Source organism: Magnetospirillum sulfuroxidans, from assembly GCF_018224925.1.
Classification (GTDB): domain Bacteria; phylum Pseudomonadota; class Alphaproteobacteria; order Rhodospirillales; family Magnetospirillaceae; genus Magnetospirillum; species Magnetospirillum sulfuroxidans.
In genome coordinates this window covers 1-1,418 of record NZ_JAGTUF010000051.1, presented here as the reverse complement: position 1 = coordinate 1,418, position 1,418 = coordinate 1, and the positions used below count along the sequence as shown (strand labels likewise).

Genomic DNA, 1,418 nt, shown 5'->3' with positions numbered 1-1,418 from the left:
TGCCGCCCCGGCCCAGCCTGGGGTGAACCCCAGACCCCCTTCTTTTTAATCAATAAAATCAAAGGGGACCGGGGTTCTCCCCGGATGGGTTTGAGCGATAGCCCATGCGAAGCAATCCTACAGGCGCTTCCGATTTAACGCTCTGCGCTTTAGCTGCGTCAATGCCGGCTTTCGCCCTTCTGATCAAGGCAGTGCGATGCCGTGACTAGGCCCTGATCTGTTGCGTGTCGCAGGATTTGGTATTAGCCACACTTCTTATGGATCAGCCGGAAATGTTGCGTTAGCGCAAGGCCCGCACATTTCATATGCCGCAGGGCAAGCCGCTCGATGTGGTGTTGCATTGCCATTTCGGCACCCCTGTTGCGTTAACAGCCAAACCATACCTCATTTTGGGCGCGCGGGCGGCTGCGAAGTGCAAGACGGCGCGGCCAGCGCCGGCTCACTTCGCAGCCGCCCGGGCGCAACCTTCGATGCTCATTTACCGCTGAGTGCGATTTGCCAGCGCGTGAATCGTCTTTTCGGCGACCTCAAGATCGCTTTCGGACAGCGTGCGCAGCGTCTGGATCAGACTATGCTCTCGGGCAACGCGGTCGGCGTTCCGCCCCAAATCTTCGTCCGCGAAGAGCTCCGAGAGCCGCAAGCCGAGTGTCGAACAAAGCGCCTGGAGCGTCTCGATCGCAGGCATGTTTTTTCCGCGCTCGATGTTCGAGACCGTTTCAGGCGTGCGATTGATCCGCTCAGCCAACTGCTCCTGGCTTAAGCTGGCGCCTTCCCGCGCCGCACGCACCTTTGCCCCTAAAACTGATTTCAGATCACTCGACATAGACCGAAGTGTGACTTCGGCTTGGGTTATTGACCATCGGCAGGAATTTTGCCTAATGAAGCGTATTACGAAAAACAATTTCTGGTTGCGGGCTATGAAGAGATCTTTGACGTTGGAAGGCGCAGTTGCAGCTGAGATAGGCAATTTCGCGCTTGATGTGGTTGGGCGGCGGGTGCCTGATTGTGCCCCAGCCGACGTAATTGCCCATCTGTGCGGAGCGACTGCAGCGATCCTCCTAGGGAGCTTATCCAGCGATCAAGCAATCCAATCGACTGAGGGGTGGCGCCTGATTCTGATCGAGGCAATTAAGCAGTTGGCTGATCAGCCACATTCGGTTTGATCGGAAAGCCGTTGGGCCGGCCTCTTTCTATGTAGGAGCTCCGTCTCACTCAAAAGGCGCTAGCAAGCAACTGAGCTTGCAGATGATTTCCTTTTCCGTAAACCGACTGTGCTTCATACGTCGGTCGCCCTGATGGAACGGGCCCTACCTCAAACCGGGCACATTTGTGGGGAACAGGTTATACCAAGTCCCATTGATCAGAACCCATGTGCCCACTGGCGCAACCCGATGGACATGATGGTCCAGGGCTGATCG

The 1,418-nt window shown here is 56.6% G+C and carries 2 protein-coding genes; one reads left to right on the top strand and one right to left on the bottom strand.

The window, feature by feature from the left end; all coding sequences use genetic code 11:
- Positions 1-478: 478 nt before the first annotated feature.
- The gene (locus KEC16_RS19595) at positions 479-787 is read right to left on the bottom strand and encodes a helix-turn-helix domain-containing protein (protein WP_211552101.1); all 309 of its coding nucleotides are present in this window, start codon (positions 785-787) and stop codon (positions 479-481) included.
- A gap of 91 nt (positions 788-878) precedes the next feature.
- Here KEC16_RS19595 and KEC16_RS19590 point away from each other — a divergent pair, with 91 nt between their 5' ends.
- A complete protein-coding gene (locus tag KEC16_RS19590; RefSeq protein WP_211552099.1) occupies positions 879-1,163 on the top strand; it encodes a hypothetical protein in 285 nt (94 codons plus the stop codon).
- Positions 1,164-1,418: the final 255 nt, after the last annotated feature.